Source organism: Brassicibacter mesophilus (genome assembly GCF_050433385.1).
Lineage (GTDB): Bacteria > Bacillota > Clostridia > Tissierellales > Proteiniboraceae > Brassicibacter > Brassicibacter mesophilus.
Window position 1 is genome coordinate 144283 of the sequence record NZ_JBNPXI010000004.1, and the last position, 25685, is coordinate 169967.

Below are 25685 nucleotides of genomic sequence, written 5' to 3' on the forward strand. Positions count from 1 at the left end.
GAAAACAGAGACAAAGGGCATGAGTGAAAGGCTAAATTCATTAGAAACAGAGACAAAGGGTATGAGTGAAAGGCTAAATTCATTAGAAACAGAGACAAAAGGTATGGTCAAAAGGCTTGATTCATTAAAAATAGATGTAGAGGGGATAAAAGAAGAGCATGGAGCATTGTTGAGAGGAATTGAAGAGAAGCTACAACTACAATCAAATTCAATAGAAAAGATAGAGTATATAGAAGGTGATATAAAAGCCATAAAGAAAGATATAAATAAAATCAAGAAAGATATTAATATAGTAGAACAAGTAACTGCTAAAAATTGGTCGGAAATTAGTGAACTTAAAGCAGTTAGATAGTAAAATTTCATATAATATATTCTAAAGAACTGATAGGCATATCAACAGCTTATCAGTTCTTTAGTTTTAATGGTTAAAATCTTATGAAAATGTTTTCAAAATATTATTGCAAAAGTAAAAAAACTTATATATAATAAAATCAACATACTTAATTAACTTAATTAAGTATGTATAATAATTACCTAAGTGAAAGGAAGATACTATGACAAAAATGGATAAAGGATTAAATAGTATTTCTTTAAAATACAAAAATCAAGCACTTATACTAGAAAAAATAAAACAATGTGGCTCTATATCAAGAGCAGAGCTTTCAAAGCAATTGGGGCTCAGCGCTCCTAGTATATCTAAGAACATAGAGCTTTTATTAGAAAAAGGAATAATACTAGAAACGGGAATCGGAGAGTCTAGTGGTGGAAGAAAGCCAATAGTATTAGAGTACAACTATGATTATTGCTATATTATTGCTCTGGCATTAAAAGAAGATAAGCTAACTTCTGCTATATCTAACTTAAAAGGAGATATTATTTTTGAGTATAAAATTGAGAAAGATTTTTCTGGACTAGACAAAGGAACAATTCTATCAGAAATAGATAATAGCATAAAAATTATCTTTGATAATACACAAATTTTACTATCGACAGTAAAGTGCATAGTAATATCTTTACCAGGTATTGTTGATGACAATATAGTTAAAGTTTCAAATATATTTCCTCAGTTACAGGGAGAGCTTATTAAAGACTATATGTTAACCAATTACAATATTGATATCCAAATAAAGAATGATATTAACTCAAAGGCAATAGGAGAGTATTGGAAGCTTCCAGAAGCGTCATATAACAACATAGTTTATATAAGTCCAGAAAAAACGGGTGTAGGATCAGGGATAATTATCGATGGAAAGCTATATGAAGGTAGCCGCTTTGGTGCCGGTGAAATAGGATACATGCTTCTTGATGAAAAATGTCTTCTGTCAGGAAATTGTAAAAAAAGCTATTTAGAAAATATAGTTTCTAACAGAAATATATTAAAATATGCATTTGAGTTGTCTTCAGAAAAAGGTGGATACATCAAACAAAAGACAAAAGATGATTTTTCAAATATGACCATAAGGCTTTTAAAAGAAGCTATAGAGCTAAAAGATGAAGTTGCTATAGAAGTGCTAGGGCTAGTATCTAGATACTTCACTATAAGTATACACAATACAGCAACTATACTGAACCCAGATGTAGTTTTACTAGGAGGGATGTTTATAGAGCTTGGGACAGAGCTATTTGAACAAATAAGAAGCTATCTTGAAGCTATTTCTATTATTCCAATTGATATCAGACTTTCAGAAATAGATGAGATGGCTCAGCTATACGGCTCAATTTATTTTGGAATCAAATATATAAATAAAAAAATACTTGATATTTAAAATGTTGAAAGGAGGACAGCAATAGTAATCCATTATTCATTATCAAAAAAAGGAGGAGCAAATTAAATGTTACAAGGTATATTAATTCTTTTAGTATTTGTTTTATGTGCAGTAGGCATGATGAGTAGAAAACTTCCTGCAATAATAGCACTCCCTGTAATGGCAATATTAATCGCAATAATAGCTAGAATACCTGCAAACGATATACTAACAAAGATAATAGGAGATGGCGCAGTAAGACTTTCAAGTGCAATGGCAGCAGCAATGTTTGGGGGTATGCTATCACAAGTAATCAATAGAACAGGCATAGCAAACTCAATAATAAAAAGAGCAGCAGAGCTAGCTGGTGACAGCCCAGTAATAGTAGCATTAGTAATAGCTGCAGCTGTAGCATTTGTGTTTACATCAATAGGTGGGTTAGGAGCATTTATCATGGTAGGAACAATAGTGCTTCCTATAATGATATCAGTAGGAATAGATGGAATAGCAGCAGGGTCAATAATGCTGATAGCTTTTAAAATAGGCATACTATTTAACATGTATAACTATGCATTCTATAGTGATGTACTAGGAATACCTGTTCAAGAGCTTAAGGTATTTGCATTAGTATATGGAGCAATAACAGCAGTAGCAACAACAGTATTTATCTTAGTAAATGTAAGAAAAGGTAGAACTAGAACAGCTTGGGCAATGCCAAATTCAAATATGGTAGATTCGGATAAGAAGAATGTTCCAGTTTACGCACTTATCACACCTCTTATACCAATATTATTAGTATTTGTATGGAAGGTTCATGTAATACCAGCAATATTGTCAGGTGCATTATATGGAATAATTACGACAAAACCAAAAGATATAGTTAATATATTATCGAGCAGCTTAATAGAGGGAATAAAGGATGTAGCTCCAGCAATTGCATTGATGATAGGAATCGGAATGGTTTTACTCGCAGTAATGAACGAAACAACTGCAGCTATTATGCAGCCAATAATAACAGCTGTGGTACCATCATCAAAAATAACATACATATTATTCTTTGCAATACTATCACCACTTGCACTATATCGTGGACCACTCAACCTATGGGGGTTAGGAAGCGGTATAGCAGGATTAATGCTTGCAGCAGGAACATTAAGTCCAATGACAATAACAGCAGCACTATTGGCGTTAAGTGCAGTACAAGACGTTGCAGATCCAACAAATACACACAATGTATGGGCAGCAAACTTTTTAGAAATAGACACATCAGCATTGTTAAAGAAAACATTCCCATATGTATTTGGTGTAGCTGTAGTATGTCTAATATATACAACCCTATTTATATGGTAAAAATGTAATCTACGTAAAAGCAGGCTAATCCCTGCTTTTATGTATAATACATAAACTGATAAAGGAGGAAAATAAATGGGCAGTAGAAAATATCGAATAGGTATAGATGTAGGAGGAACGTTTACAGATGCTGCAGTAGTTGATAATAGCACATACGAAGTCATAGCCACAAAGAAAATTCCTACGACTCATGATACAGAGGAAGGAGTAGCAAAAGGAATAGTTGACATAATACAAAAAATCATTCAAGAGTACAACATAGATCCAGAAGATGTCACTTTCATTGCCCATGGTACTACTCAAGCGACCAATGCTCTGTTAGAAGGAGACGTTTCAAAGATAGGAATAGTAGCAATGGGAACGGGACTAGATGCTATGAAGAGTAAAACAGAAACACAAGTAGGAAATATAGAACTAGCACAAGGTAAATTTCTAGAAACTGAACACTTTTTTATAGATTCAAAAGAGTTAGATGGTAATACATCTGAGATAGAAAAGAACATAGAAGAATTCAAGAATAAGAATATTCCTGCAATAGTAGCAGCAGAATCATATAGTGTAGATAATCCAGAAAATGAAGAAAAAGTTTTAGAAATTGTAAGAAACAAAGGATTGTATGGGACAGCAACACATGAAATATCAAAGCTATACGGATTAAAGACTAGAACAAGAACAGCAGTAATAAATGCCAGTATAATACCTAAAATGATGGAAACAGCAAACATGACAGAGGATAGTGTTAAGAGATCGGGAATTAAAACTCCACTAATGATAATGAGGTGTGATGGTGGAGTTATGACAATAGATGAAGTTAGGAAAAGACCTATACTCACTATGCTTTCAGGCCCAGCAGCAGGAGTAGCAGGAGCTCTTATGTACGAGAAAATATCAGATGGTATTTTCTTCGAAGTAGGAGGAACGAGTACGGATATTTCAGTTATTAAAAACGGTAGAGTAATGGTAAAGTATGCTGAGATTGGAGGTCACAAAACCTACTTAAATTCCTTAGATGTAAGAACAATAGGAATAGCCGGGGGAAGCATGATTAAGGTGGATAATGGCAAGATTGTTGACGTAGGTCCTAGAAGTGCTCACATAGCAGGACTCGGATACGAGGTATTTTCAAAAGACGGAGAGATAAAAAATCCAAAACTAAAATATATAAGTCCTAAAGCTGGAGATGAAAAAAAATATGCAATTATAGAAACAGAACAAGGAAATAGTTATTCTCTAACTCTAGCAGGAGCAGCAAATATTGCGGGTATGATACCGGAGGGTGACTATGCTAGAGGAAATATAGCAGAAGCAAAAAAAGCGTTTGAAGCATTAGCAAAGGAATTGAATATTACATTAGAAGAAACAGTACATCAAGTAATGGAGATAGCTATAAAAAAAGTTAAAAAAGTAGTAGATGAAATGGTAAAAGACTATGAACTAACAGAATCAATCATAAGCTTAGTAGGTGGTGGAGGAAGTGGTGCAGTAGTAGTTCCTTACCTAGCAAAGATGACAGGCTATAGGCATAAGATAGCTAAGAATGCACCGTATATCTCAACCATAGGAGTAGCTCTTGCCATGATAAGAGATGTAGTAGAGAGAACTATAGCTAACCCTACAAACGAAGATATAAAAGCTATAAGAAAAGAAGTATTTAACCAAGCAGTAAGCTCAGGAGCTCAGCCTGAAACTGTAGAGATAACTATAGAAATAGATAAAAAGAAAAATATTGTTAGAGCAATAGCAACTGGAGCCACAGAGCTTAGAACAAAAGATTTACTAAATAAAGAGCTATCAGCCAAAGCGCTTATAGAGACAGCAGCTAAGTCTATGAACTGTACTAATGATGATACAGACCTTTTATGTAAAACAGGAAATTTCAATGTTTTTAGAGGGTTAGTTTATAAAAAGAAGCTATTTGGTCTTATGAAGAAAAAAGAAACACCAATAAGACTATTAGATAATGAAGGAGTTATAAGACTTCAGAAAAACTGGGGAACAGTTAAAATTACAAATGGGTCTAGGATAATGTCAGATTTAGATAACTTTATAGAAGAGAATACAATATATGGAGATGCAGGTGCTGAGCTTCCTCAAGCATATGTCGTTTATGGTCATAGAATAATTGATTTATCAGGACTAGGTCAAAAAGATCAGATACTTTCAATAGCAGAAATGGAGTTTAGTGAGCTTTCAAAGGATGATGAGCTAGTAATACTTATAGTTCGTTAGATAAGAGGTGAGAAGAGTTGGATATAAAAGCATTAAATAGCTTGGCTACTGATCAGATAATGTCATACGCTGAGCTAAAAGAGGATAATGTGTTTTCAAAAATACCTAAAAAGGATATGAAGAAATACATTATAGATCCTATGAATGTAGGGAAAATTGCTGCAAAGGAAATTAAAAGTAAATATCCAGATAACAGCTTGATAGACATATGCAAAGAAAAAGATATCACAGTAAATATAGTCGATAAAGCTCCTAAGGTAAAGCTAGTTAAAATAAGAGCAGAATATATTCATCATGAAAAAACACTAAACATTTACAGAAACTCAATAGACGAGATGTGTGAGCAGTTTGAAGGTGTCAAAATGGGGCTTTCCATTACCCAAGATAAGATAATTGACATACATATTGCACATGAATTATTTCATTTTTTAGAAAATGAAGAGTTAGGTCTAACAAATCTTAAGATGAAGAAGGTAAAATTATTCAGACTATTTGGGAAAAAAAGAGAATCAACTATTTTAAAAACAAGGGAAATAGCTGCACATATGTTTTGTAAAGAGATTGTTGGACTACAGGTGCATCCTAAATGGCTAGATTATATATATCTATTAGCATCATCGCAGATAACTTATGAAAGGCTTGATGGGTTTTTAAAGGAGCTTCACAAAGAAATATCTGACTATTTATAACAAAAAGGAGAATTTAATATGAGGGATTATTTGAAAATGTTAAATAATGAGAAAATTACACTTATTGTTAGTTTGCCTAAAAACAATGTAGAGCTAGCTAAAGCAGCAATTAATGGTGGTGCAGATGCATTAAAAGTTCATATAAACGTAGCACATAGAGCTAGTGGCAATAGCTTTGGTTCATTAGACGAAGAAATGAAGACATTAGCAGAAATAATTTCACTATGCAATGAAAACAAACTTCCCATAGGTATAGTTGCAGGTGGAAGTGATGATATACCTATGACTGAGATTGAAAAGGCAATAGAAGCTGGATTTAGCTTTGTATCACTTTATGATAAACATATGAACCCATTAGTTCTGCATACAGATAATATATACAAAATGGTAGCCATTACAAATGAATATGATATAGATTGGGTGAAGGCATACGACTCACTGCCAATAGATGTACTAGAATGTTCTATCATGGACCCTGAGACATATGGAGACCCACTTACAGTGAGAGAAATATTGAAGTATCAATCAATTAGAAACGCTACGAAGAAACCTATAGTGATACCTACACAAAGAAAGATAACACCAGAGCAGGTTTCTGTATTAACAAAAATGGGATTAAATGCTATAATGATAGGTGCAGTGGTTACAGGAAAAGAAGCAGATATATTATATGAAAAAACCAAAGAGTTTAGAAATGCAATAGACAGTTTGAAATAGAGTAAATATATGGAGGTAGCTATGAAGGTACAACAGCTTTTAACTACAGAAATAGCAGTAATAGGCGGAGGTCCTTCAGGTCTAATAGCTGCGAAGGCGGCGAGTAGAGAAGGAAAAAAAGTAATGTTAATAGAAAGAAACGGATACTTGGGCGGATGTGCAACTATGAGTTTGGTAGTCCCACTGATGAGTTTTCATGCAGGAGACAAACAGATAATAAATGGGTATGCACAGCAGCTTATAGATAAAATATCAGAACTAGGTGGTACCATTGGACACACAATCGATCCCCTAGGAGTAGGAGCAAGCATAACACCAGTTGATACAGAAATATATAAATATGCTGCACAGGAGTTTCTACTAGAGGAAGATGTTCAGATTTTGTACCATACAGAGCTTATAGGTGCAGAAATAGAAAAAGACAATATATTGTCAATAGTGGTAAAGACACGGTCAGGATTGTATAAGATAAAAGCAAATAGATATATAGATGCTACTGGAGATGGGGATTTAGCATATCTCTCTGGAGTTCCAATGACAGTAGGAAGAGATAAGGATGGGAAATGTCAGCCCATGTCTATGATGTTTAAGGTAGGAAATGTAGATATAAATAAAGTAGTAAAATATGCAGATGCAAATCCTGAAGAATTTGTAGTTCATTCTAAGCTTGGCTCACTAGGAGAAGCAAAGAGAATAGCTGTATCAGGATTTTTTAAGCAAGTATCAGAAGCACAGAAAGAGAGAGTTCTGACATTAAATAGAGATAGAGTATTATTTTTTGAGCTTAACAGAAGAGGAGAAATAGCAGTAAATATGTCTAGGATTATAGATAAGATATCTGTTAGAGATTTTGATTTAAGTGATGCTACTATCGAGGGCAGAAGGCAAGTGTTTGAAATAATGAGTTTCTTCAAAAAGTTTATACCTGGATTTGAGGATGCTATACTTATGGAGTCAGGAAATCAGATAGGAGTTAGAGAGTCTAGAAGGATAGTAGGAGATCATACAATAAATGAATTTGATGTTGTAGAAGGAAAGTTATTTGATGATACTATAGCACTAGGCTCATGGCCGATAGATATACATGACCCAGAAGGAAAAAGTCTCGAGATAAAAGAGATGAAATGGGGAACATACTATGGAATACCTTATAGATGTCTTGTTCCTAAAAAGATAAACAACCTAATAGTCACTGGAAGAACTATTTCGGCTACACATGAAGCATTTGCATCTACAAGAGTTTCTCCTATTTGTATGGCACTAGGTCAAGCAGCAGGTATAGCCGCTGTGCTGTCGTTAGAGAAAAACACAGTATTCAGAGAGCTTCCTTATGACGAATTAAAGGATATATTGATAAAAACTGGGCAGGTGCTAAATTAATGAAAAAAGCTATTGGAATAGATATCGGAGGAACAAAGATAAATATTGGAGTAATAGATGAAGAAGGTATCATTATTGATAGGATAAGGTTAGATACTGAAAGAAACAAAGGAAGAGACCATATATTAAATAAATTGAAAAAGGCTATAGGAGAATTAACAGCAAAGTTTCACATAGATGCTGTAGGCATAGGAACCCCAGGGTTTATTAACGTAGATACTGGAACTGTAACATTTTCAGGTGAAACTATAGCTAATTGGGGTGGAACTAATATTAAAGAAGAAATTGAGAATGTGTTTTCTATTCCAGTTATAGTAGATAACGATGCAAACGTAGCAGCTATAGGAGAAGGATGGCTTGGTTCTGCAAAGGACTTTAACAGCTTTATAATGATTACTCTTGGGACAGGAGTAGGAGGAGCATTTTACACAGAAAAGTCAGGGATAATAAGAGGTCAAAACTGGCAGGCTGGAGAGCTTGGGCATATGATACTATATCCTAATGGTATAAAATGCAACTGCGGACAAAATGGATGTGCAGAACAATATTTATCAGGAACTGCTATAGAAAGACTATATAAAGAAAAATATAAAGAAAGCTTAATTGGTAAAGAAATATTTGAGAAAGCTCATAATGGTGATGAAAAATGCAAATCTATTGTAAATGATTTTATTAATAACTTTGCCATTTATCTAGTAAGCCTTAAAAACCTGTTTGATCCTGAAGTAGTAGTGATAGGAGGGGGCGTAATAGGGTCTAAAGAGTATTGGTTAGATAGTGTAGAAGAACAGTTTAGGAAAAGACTAAACAGCAAAACCTACTTTTCCATTATTCCAGCAAATCTGTCAAATGATGCAGGTATGTATGGCGCAGCAAAGCTCGCACTTCAATTGAATGAGTAAATTTATTGATTACATGGATCACAGTAAAGTTTATAATACAAAATATGAATTCAGAAAAAACCTTTTGGCAAAATAAAGTCAGGAGGTTTTTTTGTATATAAACTAGGGATTAAATTATAAAAGGAAGAAAGTAAAAAGTAAACAAGGTTTTTGTATAAATGAATTGAACAAAACAATATAGTAAAACGTATAACAGATGTAAACTCTTTTTAAGAGGTGATGCAGTTGAACGAAAAGACAATTGAAATAATAAAAGATGCTCAAAGTGGGAATAGATATGCCTTGGCACAGTTGCTTCATGAAAATTATTCAACTGTATACAAATATCTACTTAAAATAACGCTGAATGATTTTGAAGCCCAAGACATTACTCAGGACACCATGGTAAAAGCAATCGAAAAAATAAACACATACAACATCGAGAAATCTTCATTTGCTACGTGGTTGATTGCAATAGCTAAAAATATACTAATAGATCGTATAAGGAAACAAAAGCGTTTTGAAAAGTATAAGCTTGAAAACTCGCGTATTGAAATATTATCTACTTCTTTAGATGACTTCCTGCAGAAAAATGAAGTTGTTTTCTCAATTAACAAGCTTTCACCTAAGCTTAAGGCACCTATAATTCTAAAATATGGATTTGACTTATCTTATGAGGAAATTGCAAATTACTTAAAAATTCCTATAGGAACTGTCAAGTCAAGGATTTCAAATGGAATAAAAGCGATGAGAAAGGAGCTGCATTCTTATGAATGATAACAATATAGAAAAACAAATATCGGAAGCAATAAAAGTAATTGATAATACAGATATAAAAGGTCCAGATTTAATGTGGTTTGTTGACTTTGTATCAGATGAACAGCTTAAAATAGCAAAAAAGCAAAGCAAGCAAATATCAATATTTTGTGCCATAGCAGCAGCCGTTATCGCTATTTTATTTTCAGTGTATAAATTGTTCTATTCAGCCTTTATTATTATACAGATTTTATCTTTTGTAATACCTGTTGGAGGACTTATTATAATGAGAATGATATCAAAGGAGGCAAAGCTTCAATGACAAATATGCATTCGTTAAATAACTACCCTTCATGGTTTTGGACGATTACTTTGCCTTTATTAGCTTTAATATTGTTTGGTCAAGCTTTATGGATTTTTAGAGATGCACAAAAACGTGGAATTTTTCCATGGTTTTGGGGCTTTTGGGGGTTACTTCAATTTCCGACTCCACTAATATTTTATTACTTTTTTGTTGTAAGAAAGAATAAACAAAAAGGGAAAGAAAGGGGTAACAAAGAATGTTAAAAATAAAGAACTTTTCAAAAACCTATAAGGAAGGCAAAAAAGCAGTAGATAACCTTAGTTTGAGTATTGACAAAGGGGATATATATGGATTTATAGGTCATAATGGTGCTGGAAAGACAACAACAATTAAATGTATTACAGGGATACTGGACTTTAATTATGGCGATATATTTATTGACGGAATGTCTATAAAGGACAATCCTATTGAGTGCAAAAGGAAAATGGCGTATATTCCAGATAATCCAGATTTATATGAGAATATGACTGGTATACAATATTTAAACTTTATAGCAGATATATATGGTGTTTCCAAAACAATTCGAGAAAGAGAGATAGAAAGGTATTCGAATTCATTTGAGCTTACCAAACATCTTGGAGACTTGATATCGTCATACTCTCATGGTATGAAGCAAAAGCTTGTGATTATTTCTGCTTTAATACATGAGCCAAAGCTTCTGATTCTGGATGAACCATTTGTAGGATTAGATCCTAAAGCAGCACATATTTTAAAAGAATATATGAAAGATATGTGTCAAAATGGTAGTGCAATATTTTTTTCAACTCATGTTTTAGAGGTTGCAGAAAAACTATGCAATAAAATAGCTATAATTAAAGCTGGAAAGCTAATTGCTAGTGGAGAAACTCAAGCAGTTAAGGGTGATAGCTCACTAGAAGAACTATTTTTGGAGGTAACTGATAATGAATAGTGCTAAGTTGCTCATTAAGGCTAGTGTTCTAAATTCATTTAGCTTAAATAGACTTTTTAAAGAGCCTTCAAAAACTGAAAAAACAAAGATGATATTTATTGGAATAATAATTTTATTGGCATTTTCAACAGTATTTTCAGGAATGCTTGCTTATTTCTTTATGATATCAGATTATCTGTTAAAGCTTAATGCTTTAAATATCATACTTTCCATCACTCTAATTAACATAAGCGCAGTATCATTACTCATGAGTGTTTACAAAGCTTCAGGATATTTATATTCCTTTAAAGATTATGATTTGCTTATGTCGCTGCCGGTTAAAACATCTGAGGTACTAGTAAGTAAACTGTCATTATTGTATGGAACCAATTTAATTATATGTGTTATAATTGGAGTACCCTCATTGTTAGCTTATGGAATAAAGTCATCAAGCGGGATTGTATACTATGCATTTGCTTTCATAGCCATGGTTTTTGTAAGTCTTATTCCAATGTCTGTTGGAGCTTTATTGTCTCTTGCTTTGGGAAAGATATCTACAAAGTTCAGATCAACAAATATTGTTATGATAATTGGTTCTTTTCTTTTAATTCTAGCTTTAATGGTAGGTTCTTATTTTATGAACAACGTATCTGCTGAACGTGTACAAAATTCTGCCATATTAATTGGTGATATGGCACAGTTGTATTTTCCTACAAGATTTTTTGTTCATGCTCTGGAGAATCTCAATACAGTATCTTTGCTAATATTTATTTTAATATCTGTACTACCATTTATACTGCTTGTTTTATTATTTTCTAGGAGTTTTAAAACTATTAATTCCAAAATGAATGAAAGATATAAGGCAGCCAGTTATAAGATGACATCACTTAAGGTATCATCTGTATTACAAGCACTTTATAAAAAGGAAATAAATTTCTATTTTTCATCCTATATATATGTTCTAAATACTTCTATGGGTTCTGTAATGATGACTATTGTTACTATAGGAATAGCTATATTTGGAGGAGAAAATATGGCTCAAATGCTGGAGTTTCCGATGGTAAATGAGTTTATAGTGCCTGTAGCTACTGCAGTTATATCATTATGTGTATGTTTAACTTGTACAACTGCGCCATCGATATCACTAGAAGGGAAGAATCTTTGGATAGTAAAATCACTACCGATAAACCCCATAGATATAATAAAAAGTAAAATATTCGTAAATTTAACAATTATATTACCAATTCTCTTTATAAATACTGTGATTTTGGCAGTATCACTTAAAATGACATTAATATCTTATATAGCATTTTTATTTACAACTACTCTATATGCATTTTATATCTCACTAGCAGGAATAATAATAAATCTATATCTTCCAAAGCTTGAATGGAAATCTCATATGGTAGTTGTAAAACAAAGTGCAAGTGTCATTGTTGCAATGCTAGCAGGAGCTGTGATGGTGCTTATTCCTATTTTGATATATATTTTAATAAAGCCTGTAAGTTTTAATTTGTTTCAGATTTTATTAATAATATGTTTAACTATAATTAATTTATTATTATGGCTTACAATCAAGATGGTGGGAATAAAATCATGGAGACAAATACATTAATTTTTCAGTTAATTAAGCAGTAAAGAAACCTCATGTTAGTAATTCCTAAATAAAACTGCTTAAATAGAAAAAATGATAGAAGGAAGAATACTAATGCACATATTAAAAAGACAAAAGACAATAATAGTTTTATCATGGATAGCTGTTCTGCTTTGGCTAATTCTTATTTTTAGCCTATCAGCTCAACCAGCAACGCAGTCTAATGGGATGAGCAAAAAAGTAACAGAAATCGTAATCAAAAAAGTAGGTAAGCTAGTTCCCATTGATGCTGAGAGTGATACTACAGCAGACTTAGTTTCAAAGTTTAATCATTTTGTAAGAAAATTTGCTCACTTCTTTGCTTATCTAATACTTGGCTTATTGGTAACTAATGCACTAAGGAGAAGTGGAATGAAAAGTTCTAAGTCTTTTGTGCTTTCACTTTTATTCTGCATCGTATATGCGTCAAGTGATGAATTGCACCAGCTTTTTGTACCTGGTCGTGGTGGACAGATTAAGGATGTATTCATTGACAGTGCTGGAGCTTTTGTTGGGATTGCCGTATATGGTGCAGCAAGTAGGCTAAAAAGAGCTCTTAATGAAAAAGTCCTTTAAAATAATTAATCTTTAGAGAACTTTCGCATGTAAAATATTACAAAAATATTGACAAATGAAATGAATTTGATAAATTATAATTAGCACTCTATTAAGCAGAGTGCTAACAATTTGGAATAAACTTCCTGAAAGGAGAAGATGAAAATGGTGAAAAAGGAATTTAAGGCAGAATCAAAACGACTGCTAGACTTAATGATTAACTCTATTTATACTCATAAAGAAATATTTTTAAGAGAGCTTATTTCTAATTCAAGTGACGCTATTGATAAAATGTATTATAAAGCATTAACAGATGAAAGCATGACATTTAACAAAGATGATTACTACATAAAGATCACAGTTGATAAAGATAACAAGACATTGACGATATCTGACACAGGAACTGGAATGACAAAGGAGGAGCTAGAAGAAAATCTTGGGGTAATAGCAAAGAGTGGCTCATTTGCATTTAAAAAAGAAAATGAGCTGAAGGATGGTTTTGACATCATAGGTCAGTTTGGAGTAGGATTCTACTCTGCATTTATGGTTGCTGAATCAGTAACAGTTATAAGTAGAGCCCTAGGAAGTGATCAGGGATATAAATGGGAGTCAATAGGTGCAGATGGATATACAATTGAACCTTTTGAAAAAGAAAATGTAGGTACAGAAATTACTCTAAAAATAAAACCAGATACAGAAGATGAAAAATATGATGAATACTTAGAAAAGTACAGATTAAAATCAATTATCAAGAAATACTCAGACTTTATAAGATATCCTATTAAGATGGATATTAGTACAAGAAAGCTTAAAGAAGGTTCAGAGGATGAGTATGAAGAAGTAGTAGAAGAAAAAGTTGTTAACAGTATGGTACCAATGTGGCGTAAAAATAAAAGTGAGCTTACAAAAGAAGATTATGAAAAGTTTTATTCTGAGAAGCACTATGGATTTGATAAGCCACTTAAATATATTCACATCAGTGCTGACGGAGCAGTAAGATATAACTCTATATTATTTATACCAGAAAAAATGCCTTATGATTTCTACACTACAGAGTACGAAAAAGGTCTAGAGCTATATTCAAGTGGTGTACTAATAATGAATAAGTGTCCAGACTTGGTGCCAGACTACTTTAGCTTCGTAAAAGGTATGGTAGACTCTGAAGATTTGTCGCTGAATATTTCAAGAGAAATCCTTCAGCATGATAGACAGTTAAAAGTGATTGCTAAAAGAATAAAAGAGAAAATCAAGAGCGAATTACAACTAATGCTTAAAAATGATAGAGAGAAATATGAAGCATTTTACGAAAATTTTGGTAGACAGCTAAAATATGGAGTTTACAGTGATTTTGGACAAAACAAAGAGACACTTCAAGACTTACTGATGTTCTATTCGTCAAAGGAAAAGAAAATGGTAACTCTTGAAGAGTATGTAGATAGAATGAAAGAGGATCAAAAATATATATACTATGCTTCTGGAGATTCTATTGAAAAAATAGATAAAATGCCTCAAACTGAGCTCTTATCAGAGCAAGGATATGAGATATTATATTTTACTGATGATGTGGACGAATTTGCTATACGTATGCTCATGAACTATAAGGAAAAAGAGTTTAAATCTGTATCTAGTGGAGATTTGGGTATAGAGGAAAAGGATGAAAAAGAGAATAATGAAACTGAGGGTCAAGATAATAAAGAGGTATTTGAATTTATGAAAGAAGCTTTATCTGATAAAATAAAAGATGTGAGACCATCAAAGAGGCTAAAAAATCATCCTGTATGTCTTGCAACTGATGGCGAATTGACAATAGAAATGGAAAAAATATTAAATACAATGCCAAACAATCAAGAAATAAAGGCAGAAAAAATCCTAGAAATTAATACTGACCACGAAGTATTTAAAGCTCTAAAAGCTGCTTTTGAAAATGATAAAGAAAAGCTGAAAGTGTATACTAATGTACTGTATAACCAAGCATTGCTTATTGAAGGATTAGCAGTAGATGATCCTGTTGAATTTACTAATAATATATGTAAGCTGATGTCATAATATCAAATAAAGCCATTCGAAGAAATTCTTTGAATGGCTTTTCGATTTGGTTATTTAAATCATGCCTTTTCGTTCATTAGAGCCCCACTTACATTTTTATCAAGCACATCTTTGTAGCCTTCCTTAAAACCATTCTGAGGATTATATTTTATTCCTCTGAATGCATTGTAAAGTTTTATAATTAATCCTTTTACCGGTTCAAATAAAAATCTTAATGGATCATGAGAATTCTTTATATTATCTAAAAACTTATTTTCATCTATACACATATGATAGTCCTCATCAACTAATATTGCAATATTTGTAAGGGGATTTTTGAAATAATCTAGAACATCCGTTACTTTCTTTGAGTTATTCATTCCCATCGATTCATCTAAAGATTTTAGTGATTCAAAAGCCATATTATATTTTTCTATAAGATTCTTAATATGTTCTAATAAATGCTCATCGTCTTCTACGATGTCTTTAATTGCTTCTTCAAGCTTTCTATGGTCATGGTAAAACCTTTTATATTCTCTTTTTAATTCATTTAGATTACTATAGAATAAATCAGATGCTAGAGTATAATTAGAAGAAAAATAGCTAACTTGATTAGATACTCTTTCGACTGGCTCGACTGACTCAACTGGGTTATTTTTATTAACGGACGTAATTCTATTTACATAACTATTCTGTACTCTTTTACTTGCAACAGAAGGAACCTTAGAAATTTTAGACATATGTTCACCCCTTTTTAGAAAAAATATTTCCAGAATAATGAATTATTAAAATACATTTTATCATATAATATGATTTCAGTCACTTAACTTATTGATGGCTATGATATATTTTTTGTGGAGAAAATACTATACGATATTATGAATAAGTTATATTATTAAAGATAATTATAAAATTTTAAATTATTAGTAAAGGAGAAATAAACAATGAAGATACCGGTTGTCATTGATACAGATCCAGGAATGGATGATGCTATTGCATTGTTTTTAGCTTTTTCATCAGATAAGCTAGATGTTAGGGCATTGACTACAGTAGCAGGAAACATACCCTTAGATAAAACTAGCAGAAATACACTAGATTTAGTAGAGTATGCAGGTAAAAAAATTAAAGTATCAAAAGGAGCTTCTAAGCCACTATTAAAATCTTTAGAGACTGCAGAATGGGTTCATGGAGAGACAGGATTAGGTGACTTAGTACTGCCTAAAAGTAGTGCAGAATTATATGAAAAAAAAGCATGGGACACTATATATGAGGAAGCACAAGCATGTAATGGCAAGCTACAGCTAATTACTCTAGGACCACTAACTAACATAGCTATTACTTTAATTAACTATCCTGAAATAAAAGATAAGATAGAACGTATTACATTAATGGGCGGCTCCTGCTGTCTTGGCAATACTACTCCATCAGCAGAGTTCAATATTTATGTAGATGCTGAAGCTGCAGATATAGTTTTTAAGTCAGGGATACCTTTAACGATGGTAGGACTGGATGCCACTCACAAAGCAGTAGTCCATGAAAATGAGATTGAAGAAATAACATCAATAGATAGTAGAATATCAGGAGCAGTAAAAGAGCTGTTAGTTTCTAATTTAGAATTTCGAAGAAAGTCAGCAGGTTTAAATGAGGCTATAATTCACGATGCTTTAGCTGTAGGTGCAGTCATTGACCCAACTATAATAGAAAAAAAAGACTACTACGTTGCTATTGAAACTGAGGGTAAACTTACTTATGGAAAGACAGTAGTAGACTTGAACAGAGTGACGAAAAATAAGCCTAATGCTGAAGTAGCTCTAGGTGTAGATAGAGAAAGATTTGTTAAAATGCTCAAAAATATGATTTTTATCAGATAATACCAAATTTTTGATGCAGGAAATCATCAAATAAAGTAGAATATATAATATAATTAATTATCGAAATTAATCGAAATTTGTCTTTATATTATATAGGAGAGTTTGATTATGAAAGACATTACAGGCGAAGAGTTTAATACTATAAATCAAGCAGAGCATTATAAGCAAATATACAAGGAGCTTAAGCTTATATTAGATAGTGCATATGATGAAATAGTAATTGCTGATGGAGATGGGGTAATACTTCGGGTTAGCAAATCATGTGAAAAACTATTTGGAATACCTGAGAAAGATATGATAGGTAAAAATGCTAGAGAGCTGGAACAAAAAGGAGTATTGTCTAAATCAACAGCTGTATATGTTGTAAAGCATAAGAAAAAAGTAACTCTTGTTCAAACTACAAGAGCAGGAAGAAGACTGATGGTGACCGGAATACCCATGTTTGATGATAGTGGTAAGCTGATAAGAATTATTAGTATTTCTAAGGATATTACTGAAATAGAAAACTTGAAGAAACAATTGGCTGAGACCGAAGAAATGCTAGAGTGGTATAGGAAGGAAATATTTACAGAGCATACAAAAGATAATGATATTGTCATAGGAAATAGTAGTTCTATAAAGCAAATAATGAAGCTAATTCATCAGATTGCAAGTGTTGATGTCATAGTCCTAATAACGGGAGATACAGGAGTAGGTAAGGGAGTAATAGCAAGGACAATTCATAGTATAAGCAATAGACGAGATAAGCCATTTATACAAGTTAATTGCGGTGCTATACCAGAAAGCCTATTAGAATCTGAACTATTTGGATATGTAGAGGGTGCATTCACAGGAGCTAATAGAGGTGGAAAAGAAGGTCTATTTGAAGCTGCAGAAGACGGAACTCTTTTTTTAGACGAAATAGGAGAGATGCCCCTACACTTGCAGGTAAAGCTATTACATGCAATAGAGGAAAAAGCTTTTTATAAATTAGGGAGCTCAAAGCCAATTAAATTCAACGCAAGAATTATATCTGCAACTAACAGGGATTTAGAGGTACTTGTTAGTAAAGGCAAGTTTAGAGAGGATTTGTTTTATCGGCTAAATGTAGTTCCAGTTCATATACCATCATTAAGAGAGCGAAAAGAGGATATTCCAATACTATCACATTATTTTTTAGAAAAATTTAATGCTAAGTATGGTGTTTCGAAAAAAATATCTACTGAGGCCTATAATATATTTATAACGAATACATGGTCTGGTAATATAAGAGAATTGGAAAACACTATAGAAAGACTTGTATTAACAACAACTGAGGATATAATAAGAAGAGAAGATGTTGAAAGCTTAATTAAGAGAAGTGATGTAATCGATATAGCAGATGATAACATCATGCCATTAAAGCAGGCAAAAGAAATTGTAGAAAAAAAGATTCTTACTAATGCTTTAAAAAAGTACAAGACTACAAGAAAAATAGCCGAAGTGTTAAAGGTAGATCAGTCAACAGTAGTTAAAAAGCTTAATAAGTATGATATACAAGCTTAAAGGATAAACGATGAAATATATCATCGGAATTGATGAAAAAAATCATCGAAAAATAAACAATTGCTTTTAAGATTTCTAAAATTAATTATCAATACAGTCTATTAACTCATTCTAAATATACTTTTAAACTATGCTATTTATGGCATAGTTTTTGCTTTGTATAAAGTTAATAAAAAATAGCTGAAATGCTATGAAATAAAAAACATAAAGGGGAGAATTTTAGATGAAAAAATCTATAAGTATTATTCTAGCTTTACTTCTTGTCCTGTCATTAGCTTTAGTAGGTTGTGGGAGTAAAACTGAGCCAGTAGCTGAAAACAATGAACAAGCTGGCGAAAGTACAGAACAGCAAGAAGATATTCTAAAGGTAGCGTTGCTGATCAATGGAAGTTTAGGAGATAAGTCGTTTTTTGATTCTGCAGATAATGGTATGAAAATGCTGAAAGAAAAATATGGAGATAAGGTAGAAACTAAGACTATAGAAATGGGTAAAGACCTTACAAAGTGGGAGCCAACTTTACAAGATGTATCTGAGCAAGACTGGGATATTATTATAGTAGGTACATGGCAGATGTCTGAACCATTAAGTAATGTTGCACCACAATATCCAGATAAGAAATATATAATCTTCGATACAAATGTTGATTATAGCAGTGGAGATTTCCCAAATGTGTACTCAGTACTTTATAAACAAAATGAAGTTGCTTTTTTAGCAGGATCACTAGCAGCTAGTGTGACAACATCAGATATGCCTTTAGCTAATGAACAAAAACTTATTGGATTCTTAGGTGGAGTAGATGTACCTGTTGTTAATGATTTCCTTGTAGGATATGTTGAAGGAGCTCAATATATAGATAAGGATGTGAAAGTTGCAATTTCTTATGTAGGTGCATTCTCAGACTCTGCAAAGGCTAAAGAAATGTCACTTGCACAGTATAACCAAGGAGCAGATATTGCATTTAATGTTGCTGGTCAGGGTGGACTAGGTCAGATTGATGCTGCTAAAGAAACAAATAATTATGTTATTGGCGTAGATTCTGATCAAGCACATCTATTCAAAGATAGTGATATGGATAAAGCAAAGCTTATAACTACATCTGCTCTAAAAAGAGTAGACAATTCTATTGTAAGAGCTATAGAAATGTATAAGGAAGGAACACTAAAATTTGGTGAAGCTGAGATTACAGGTTTCAAGGAAGATTGTGTTGGATTAGCTGAAAATGAAATATACACTGAAGTAGTACCAGAAGAAATCAGAAAAGAATTATCAGAAATAAAAGAAAAACTTATAAACGGCGACATTAAAGTTAAGACAGCTATGGGAATGAGTACTGATGAACTTAATCAAATAAGAGATTCTGTAAGACCATAGTTTAAGTAGTAGTACTTAAGGTACACTTGCTGAATAAAACCACGAGTGTACCTTTTTACTACTGATAGCACGAAAGGAGGGAGCATTATGCATGAAGATATATTAAGAGCAGAAAATGTTACGAAAATATACCCAAATGGTATTGTAGCAAATCAAAGTGTAAACTTTTCAATCAAGCGAGGAGAGATACATGCTTTAGTAGGAGAAAATGGTGCTGGCAAATCTACATTGATGAAGATGCTGTTTGGTCTTGAGAGACCTCAAGAAGGAAGTATATTTCTAAAAGGTAAAAAGATAGAGCTTACTTCACCTAAAATTGCTATAGAACATGGAATCGGAATGGTTCATCAGCATTTTATGTTAGTGCCGTCTCTTACGGTGGCAGAAAATATTGTACTAGGAATACAGCCTACAAAGGGAGTATTAGTTGACAAGGAAAAATCAATCAAGATGACAGAAGAGCTTTCTAAAAAATATAACTTGAAAGTAGATCCCAATGCATTAGTAGCTGACATACCAGTAGGTATAAAACAGAAGGTTGAGATATTAAAGGCACTTATAAGAGGTGCAGAAATACTCATTCTAGATGAGCCTACTGCAGTACTTACACCTCAGGAAACAGAAGAGTTGTTTCAGGAATTGGTACTTTTAAAAGAAAGCGGCCATACTATTGTATTTATATCTCATAAATTAAATGAAATAAAAAGACTTTGCGATAGGCTTACTGTAATGCGAAATGGTAAAAGTGTAGGGGTGTTTGAAGTAAAAGATGTAACTGAAGAAGATATTTCAAAGCTAATGGTAGGTAGAGATGTTATTTTAACAGTTAATAAAGAAAAATGTAGTCCTAAAGAAGCTGTATTAGATGTCAGAAATCTAAGATATATAAATGACTTAGGAAAAACTGCAGTAAAAGACATATCTTTTAACCTAAGAAGCGGAGAGATATTGGGAATAGCAGGAGTAGAAGGTAATGGTCAAAGAGAACTTGTAGAGATTATAACTGGAATGAGAAAATCTATAAAAGGTAATGTAAGTATACTTGGACAGGATATATCTAATATGAGTATTAAAAATATAAGAGAGCTTGGGACTTCACATGTACCAGAGGATAGGATGACATATGGGGTTGCTGGAGATGTGAGTATTGAGCAGAATCTGATATCAGATAAATACGATTCTCCAGAGCTAACTGGGAAGATGCTTCTTAAGATGAATAAGATCAAGGATTTATCAAACAAGTTAGTAAAAGAATATAAAGTTAAATGTAATTCTTCGAATCAAATTGTGAAAATGCTTTCAGGCGGAAACATTCAGAAAGTAGTTGTAGCAAGAGAGTTTTCTAAGGACCCTAAATTACTTATTGCAGACCAACCTACTAGAGGTATAGATGTTGGTGCTACAGAATTTATAAGAAATAAAATCGTAGAGCTTAGAGATAAAGGAAGTTCAATATTGCTTGTATCTGCTGACTTAAATGAGGTATTAGAGCTTAGTGACAGCCTTATAGTTATGTACGGAGGAGAAATAGTGGCGTACTTTGATGATGCTTCAAAAGTTACTGAAGAAGAATTAGGATTATATATGCTCGGTATTAAGAGACAATCGTTGGAAGAAGTAAGGAGGGGAGTTCATGAATAAAAACACATATTTTGAGTTGATACGAACTATCCTCGGAGTACTTATTTCACTAGCCATAGCAATTTTAATAATTTTTTTAGTGAGTAATGAACCGATGATAGCATTAAAATCATTCTTAATAGGACCATTAAAATCAATAAGACACTTTGGTAATGTGCTTGAAGCTGCTATACCTCTAATATTTACAGGGCTAGCTATAAGCATTATGTTTCAAGCAAAACAATTCAACTTAGGTGCAGAGGGTTCTTTCTTTATAGGTTCAATTGTGGCGACAGTTATTGCTATTAAAGTTACACTTCCATTTGGAATTCATCCAGCAGTTGCTGTAATAATTGGCGGGATAGTAGGAAGTATTGTTTGCTTGTTACCCGCAGTACTTAAAACTAAATGGAATGCTCATGAGCTTGTATCATCCCTTATGCTAAACTATATAGTGTTTTATTTAGGTATGTTTATTATAAATTATTACCTTAGAGATGTTAATGCAGGCGCTATGGTGTCGCAGAGGTTTCAAGAAACTGCTGTGCTTGGAATCATAGTTCCAAAAACTAGGATACATTGGGGAATGATTATAGCTATAGGAATGATAGTATTTTGCTACTATTTCTTATATAGAACGAGATGGGGCTATGAAATAAGAATGGTAGGACAAAACAAAGAATTTGCGGAGTATTCAGGAATTAACACTGTGAAAGTAATTTTATATTCACAGGCTATAGGGGGTATTATAGCTGGGATGGGTGGAGCTATAGAAGTATTAGGAATGTATAAAAGGTTTTCTTGGTCAGCTTCTCCAGGGTATGGATGGGATGGAGTTATAGTTGCTATTTTAGCCAGAAGAAATCCAGCATTAATACCTATTTCAGCTTTTTTTCTAGCTTATCTTAGGATTGGTGCTGACATCATGTCTAGAATGTCAGATGTGCAAAGTGAAGTTGTAGCTATTATTCAAGGCATAATGATATTACTTATTGCTGCAGAGAGATTTTTAGCACATTGGAAGAATAAGAGAATATATAGTGAAGCGAAAAATAGTATAAGCAGTGTAGCGGCAAAGGGGGAAATGTAATATGAATACATTACTTGAAACAATCTTTACAGCTAGTTTTGGATATGCTGTATTAAGGGTAACGACCCCTATACTTTTTGCTGCTCTTGCAGCTCAGGTGTCTAAAAAAGCAGGAGTAAACAATATTGCTCTTGAAGGGACTATGTTAACATCAGCTCTTACTGGAGTAATAGTTAGTGCATATACTAATAGTGCATGGATTGGGCTTTTAGGAGCTATAATAGCCGGAATAGCAATGGCAATGATTCTTGCTTATTCTTCATTAAAGCTTAAAGCCAACATTATACTATCTGGTATAGCATTAAACTTAATGGCAAGTGGTGGGACAGTATTTGTTCTTTATCTTGTTGCGCATGATAAAGGGATATCATCGTCTTTAAAGAGCCATGTACTTCCAAAGATAACACTGCCTATTATAGACAGAATACCAGTAATAGGGACTATTCTTTCTGGTCACAATATTTTGACTTACTTTTCATTGATAGCAGTTGTACTTATCTATTTTCTTATCTATAGAATGCCTATAGGGTACAAGATAAGGGCAGTGGGAGAGAACAAAGATGCAGCTGATTCTGTAGGTATAAGTGTTATAAAGATTCAATATATTGCTTTATTAATGAGTGGTGCATTAGCAGGATTAGGTGGAGCATACATGTCTATGGGATATGTCTCATGGTTCTCTACAAACATGACATCAGGCAGAGGATTTATAGCATTAGCAGCAGAAGCAATGGGTGGAGGTACACCTTTTGGAATACTTCTGTCATCTTTATTCTTTGGACTTGCAGATGCATTATCAAATTCTCTCCAATCAATAAGAATACCATCAGAGTTTATACAAGCTATACCTTATGTAGCAACAATCATTGGATTAATAGTATATTCTTCAAACCAAACTTCAAAAGTAAATAAGCTAAAAAGTAAACACATGGAAAAAGAGACAGTGAACTAGAAACCTAGAATATAAATATTAAAAGGAGGAACTAGCATGAGTATTCATATAGGAGCAAAACAAGGAGACATAGCTGAGACAATTTTACTACCAGGAGACCCCTTAAGGGCTAAATATATTGCAGAGAATTTTTTAGAAGATGCAAAGTGTTATAACGAAGTAAGAGGAATGTACGGATATACTGGAACTTATAAAGGAAAAAGAGTATCTGTTCAAGGAACTGGTATGGGAATACCTTCAATATCAATATATGTTAATGAACTAATACTGAATTATGATGTGAAAAATTTGATTAGAATTGGGACCTGTGGGTCAATGCAAGAAGATATCAAGCTTAGAGATGTTGTGTTGGCAATGAGTGCTTCAACAAACTCTGGTGCGAATAAAGTTAGGTTTAGTGGACTTGATTATGCACCAACAGCTAACTTTGAGCTTCTTAATAAAGCATACAGTACTTCAAAAGAACTAGGCATGAATGTAAAAGTAGGGAATGTACTTACTAGTGATTTGTTCTATGGAGACAATCCAGAAGCATGGAAAATGTGGGCTAAGTACGGAACATTAGTTGTTGAAATGGAAACAGCCGAATTATATACAGTTGCAGCTAAGTATAATGCAAAGGCATTGTCAATTCTAACAGTAAGTGACAGTATTATAACAAAAGAACTTACAACAGCTCAAGAAAGACAAGAAACCTTTAACAATATGGTTGAGATAGCTTTAAAAACAGCATTAGAATAGAAGTTCGATGGATATCGGCAAAATTGATGCTGTTGCATATTGGGAGGTTGAGAATGTGGAAACAAATCTCGAAAGGATAATACATGATATTGAAAAAATAAATGAATATAATAGTGATTTAAACAATGGATACACAAGATTTTCTTATACAAAAGAAGATAAGTTAGCTAAAGAATACATCATATCTGAAATGAAAAAAGTAGGGTTGGATGTGATAATAGATGCTATAGGCAATATAAGGGGCAGATACAGAGGCAGTGATAAAAATGCTCCTGCAATTATGACTGGTTCTCACATTGATACTGTAGAGCATGGTGGTAGATTTGATGGAATAGTTGGAGTAGTAGCTGGACTGGAAGTGGTGAGAGTTCTTAGTGAAAATAACATAAATCTGACTAATCCTGTTGAAGTGGTTGTTTTTGTTGAAGAAGAAGGCTGTAACTTTGGAAGTCCTATGGCTGGAAGCAAGGGAATGACTGGAAAATTCAATGTTGAAGATTATAAAAGAATGCATAATGATAAGGGACTTTCCATGTATGAGGCAGCAAAAAACTTCGGTTTAAACCCAGATAGCATAGAAAAGTATGTTCTAAAAGCTAAGGATGTAAAAGCTATGATAGAAATGCATGTAGAACAAAGCTCTGTATTAGACTCAGAAGGTATTCCTATAGGAATAGTTAAAGCAATAGCAGGAGTAAAAAGATATGGAGTAGAGTTTACTGGAGTAGCAAATCATGCTGGAGCAACTCCTATGAATCTTAGAAGAGACCCTATGGCAGCAGCCTCTAAAGTTATTTCATCCATAGATAATATCATAAAAGAAAAAGCATATTGTAGTACTGTTGGTACGGTAGGTAAGATAGTTTGTTACCCTAATGTACTCAATGTAATTCCTGAAAAAGTATACTTTACTATTGATATTAGAGATGTAACTAAAGACGGTGTAGATATTACTGCACAAGAGATTGAGAGAAAAGTTAATGAAGTATCAAAGCTATACAACGTAACTGCTAAGATGGAACTTACAGGTGAAGGTGAGGGGATTACTTTATCAAATAAAGTAATTAAAGTAATAGAAAGTTCAGCTAAAAGAAGAAATATAAGATACAAAATGATGAACAGTGGAGCAGGACATGATGCTTGTATGTTAGGCGATATAACAGATGTAGGTATGATATTTGTACCGAGCATAAACGGAAGAAGTCATGTGCCAGAAGAAATGACTGACTATAAAGACATCAAATTAGGCTGTGATATACTACTTGATACTATAATAGATTTGGCTAAGTAATATATTTATTA

The 25685-nt window shown here is 32.9% G+C and carries 24 protein-coding genes; 23 read left to right on the forward strand and 1 reads right to left on the reverse strand.

Features of this window, described 5'->3' with window-relative positions; all coding sequences use genetic code 11:
* The 15 genes from HNR33_RS07320 to htpG form a co-directional block, all read left to right on the forward strand.
* Positions 1 to 352 (forward strand): hypothetical protein (locus HNR33_RS07320; protein WP_429081774.1); only part of this gene is annotated, 352 nt, incomplete at its 5' end.
* A 202-nt stretch (positions 353 to 554) separates the two neighbouring features.
* Complete coding sequence (locus HNR33_RS07325; RefSeq protein ID WP_429081777.1) at positions 555 to 1766, forward strand: ROK family transcriptional regulator; 1212 nt, start codon at positions 555 to 557, stop codon at positions 1764 to 1766.
* 66 nt (positions 1767 to 1832) lie between these two features.
* Positions 1833 to 3095 carry a hypothetical protein gene (locus HNR33_RS07330; protein ID WP_429081779.1) on the forward strand — a complete coding sequence of 421 codons (1263 nt, stop codon included), beginning with the start codon at positions 1833 to 1835 and terminating at the stop codon, positions 3093 to 3095.
* A 75-nt stretch (positions 3096 to 3170) separates the two neighbouring features.
* Positions 3171 to 5324 carry a hydantoinase/oxoprolinase family protein gene (locus HNR33_RS07335; RefSeq protein WP_429081781.1) on the forward strand — a complete coding sequence of 718 codons (2154 nt, stop codon included), beginning with the start codon at positions 3171 to 3173 and terminating at the stop codon, positions 5322 to 5324.
* 17 nt (positions 5325 to 5341) lie between these two features.
* Entirely contained in the window at positions 5342 to 6013 is a 672-nt protein-coding gene (locus HNR33_RS07340; RefSeq protein ID WP_429081782.1) for a hypothetical protein, read from the forward strand.
* An 18-nt stretch (positions 6014 to 6031) separates the two neighbouring features.
* A complete protein-coding gene (locus HNR33_RS07345; RefSeq protein ID WP_429081785.1) occupies positions 6032 to 6730 on the forward strand; it encodes a beta/alpha barrel domain-containing protein in 699 nt (232 codons plus the stop codon).
* Positions 6731 to 6751: 21 nt separating this feature from the next.
* Complete coding sequence (locus HNR33_RS07350; RefSeq protein WP_429081788.1) at positions 6752 to 8110, forward strand: FAD-dependent oxidoreductase; 1359 nt, start codon at positions 6752 to 6754, stop codon at positions 8108 to 8110.
* Positions 8110 to 9012, forward strand: a complete 903-nt coding sequence (locus HNR33_RS07355) for an ROK family protein (RefSeq protein ID WP_429081791.1) — start codon at positions 8110 to 8112, stop codon at positions 9010 to 9012. Before HNR33_RS07350 ends, HNR33_RS07355 begins: the two co-directional genes overlap by 1 nt.
* 225 nt (positions 9013 to 9237) lie before the next feature.
* Positions 9238 to 9768 carry a sigma-70 family RNA polymerase sigma factor gene (locus tag HNR33_RS07360; RefSeq protein ID WP_429081793.1) on the forward strand — a complete coding sequence of 177 codons (531 nt, stop codon included), beginning with the start codon at positions 9238 to 9240 and terminating at the stop codon, positions 9766 to 9768.
* A complete protein-coding gene (locus HNR33_RS07365) occupies positions 9761 to 10069 on the forward strand; it encodes a DUF5345 family protein (RefSeq protein WP_429081795.1) in 309 nt (102 codons plus the stop codon). The genes HNR33_RS07360 and HNR33_RS07365 overlap by 8 nt, the downstream gene beginning before the upstream one ends.
* A complete protein-coding gene (locus tag HNR33_RS07370; RefSeq protein ID WP_429081797.1) occupies positions 10066 to 10314 on the forward strand; it encodes a hypothetical protein in 249 nt (82 codons plus the stop codon). The genes HNR33_RS07365 and HNR33_RS07370 overlap by 4 nt, the downstream gene beginning before the upstream one ends.
* Positions 10308 to 11021 carry an ABC transporter ATP-binding protein gene (locus tag HNR33_RS07375; protein ID WP_429081799.1) on the forward strand — a complete coding sequence of 238 codons (714 nt, stop codon included), beginning with the start codon at positions 10308 to 10310 and terminating at the stop codon, positions 11019 to 11021. The genes HNR33_RS07370 and HNR33_RS07375 overlap by 7 nt, the downstream gene beginning before the upstream one ends.
* Positions 11014 to 12615 (forward strand): putative ABC transporter permease subunit, encoded by a 1602-nt coding sequence (locus tag HNR33_RS07380; protein ID WP_429081802.1) that lies wholly within the window; start codon positions 11014 to 11016, stop codon positions 12613 to 12615. The genes HNR33_RS07375 and HNR33_RS07380 overlap by 8 nt, the downstream gene beginning before the upstream one ends.
* A gap of 93 nt (positions 12616 to 12708) precedes the next feature.
* On the forward strand, positions 12709 to 13209 hold the full coding sequence (locus HNR33_RS07385; RefSeq protein WP_429081805.1) for a VanZ family protein: 501 nt from the start codon (positions 12709 to 12711) through the stop codon (positions 13207 to 13209).
* Between the two features lie 144 nt (positions 13210 to 13353).
* Positions 13354 to 15234, forward strand: a complete 1881-nt coding sequence (gene htpG, locus HNR33_RS07390) for a molecular chaperone HtpG (RefSeq protein ID WP_429081808.1) — start codon at positions 13354 to 13356, stop codon at positions 15232 to 15234.
* Between the two features lie 59 nt (positions 15235 to 15293).
* On the opposite strand, the gene HNR33_RS07395 is transcribed toward htpG, so the two are convergent.
* A complete protein-coding gene (locus HNR33_RS07395) occupies positions 15294 to 15953 on the reverse strand; it encodes a hypothetical protein (protein WP_429081811.1) in 660 nt (219 codons plus the stop codon).
* Positions 15954 to 16157: 204 nt separating this feature from the next.
* Here HNR33_RS07395 and HNR33_RS07400 point away from each other — a divergent pair, with 204 nt between their 5' ends.
* From HNR33_RS07400 to HNR33_RS07435, 8 genes are all read left to right on the forward strand, one after another.
* Positions 16158 to 17084 (forward strand): nucleoside hydrolase, encoded by a 927-nt coding sequence (locus HNR33_RS07400; protein ID WP_429081814.1) that lies wholly within the window; start codon positions 16158 to 16160, stop codon positions 17082 to 17084.
* A gap of 108 nt (positions 17085 to 17192) precedes the next feature.
* Positions 17193 to 18608 carry a sigma-54 interaction domain-containing protein gene (locus HNR33_RS07405; protein WP_429081816.1) on the forward strand — a complete coding sequence of 472 codons (1416 nt, stop codon included), beginning with the start codon at positions 17193 to 17195 and terminating at the stop codon, positions 18606 to 18608.
* Positions 18609 to 18831: 223 nt separating this feature from the next.
* Positions 18832 to 19980: a BMP family ABC transporter substrate-binding protein gene (locus HNR33_RS07410; protein WP_429081819.1), complete on the forward strand. Its 1149-nt coding sequence runs from the start codon at positions 18832 to 18834 to the stop codon at positions 19978 to 19980.
* 87 nt (positions 19981 to 20067) lie between these two features.
* On the forward strand, positions 20068 to 21621 hold the full coding sequence (locus tag HNR33_RS07415) for an ABC transporter ATP-binding protein (RefSeq protein ID WP_429081821.1): 1554 nt from the start codon (positions 20068 to 20070) through the stop codon (positions 21619 to 21621).
* A complete protein-coding gene (locus tag HNR33_RS07420) occupies positions 21614 to 22690 on the forward strand; it encodes an ABC transporter permease (RefSeq protein ID WP_429081823.1) in 1077 nt (358 codons plus the stop codon). The genes HNR33_RS07415 and HNR33_RS07420 overlap by 8 nt, the downstream gene beginning before the upstream one ends.
* A 1-nt stretch (position 22691) precedes the next feature.
* A complete protein-coding gene (locus HNR33_RS07425) occupies positions 22692 to 23642 on the forward strand; it encodes an ABC transporter permease (protein ID WP_429081826.1) in 951 nt (316 codons plus the stop codon).
* A gap of 36 nt (positions 23643 to 23678) precedes the next feature.
* Positions 23679 to 24383 carry a purine-nucleoside phosphorylase gene (deoD, locus tag HNR33_RS07430; RefSeq protein WP_429081827.1) on the forward strand — a complete coding sequence of 235 codons (705 nt, stop codon included), beginning with the start codon at positions 23679 to 23681 and terminating at the stop codon, positions 24381 to 24383.
* Between the two features lie 55 nt (positions 24384 to 24438).
* Positions 24439 to 25674 carry a M20 family metallo-hydrolase gene (locus HNR33_RS07435; RefSeq protein ID WP_429081829.1) on the forward strand — a complete coding sequence of 412 codons (1236 nt, stop codon included), beginning with the start codon at positions 24439 to 24441 and terminating at the stop codon, positions 25672 to 25674.
* Positions 25675 to 25685: the final 11 nt, after the last annotated feature.